The 287-nt window shown below is 58.9% G+C and carries 1 rRNA gene; it reads left to right on the top strand.

What is annotated here, in order from left to right:
* Positions 1-287 (top strand): 23S ribosomal RNA (locus FCK22_RS18115); the annotation flags it as partial.

Genomic DNA, 287 nt, shown 5'->3' with positions numbered 1-287 from the left:
GCCGAACATGTGCAGGATAGGTGGTGGGCTTTGAAACCGAGACGCCAGTCTCGGTGGAGCCTCCCTTGAGATACCACCCTTGTTCTGCTTGATGTCTAACCGCGGACCGTTATCCGGTTCCGGGACCCTGTGTGGCGGGTAGTTTGACTGGGGCGGTCGCCTCCTAAATCGTAACGGAGGCGCGCGAAGGTTGGCTCAGAGCGGTCGGAAATCGCTCGTTGAGTGCAATGGCAGAAGCCAGCCTGACTGCGAGACTGACAAGTCGAGCAGAGTCGAAAGACGGCCAT

The organism is Sulfitobacter sp. 15WGC, assembly GCF_005068605.1.
Taxonomy (GTDB): domain Bacteria; phylum Pseudomonadota; class Alphaproteobacteria; order Rhodobacterales; family Rhodobacteraceae; genus Sulfitobacter; species Sulfitobacter faviae.
This window is presented reverse-complemented; position numbering and strand designations above follow the sequence as displayed.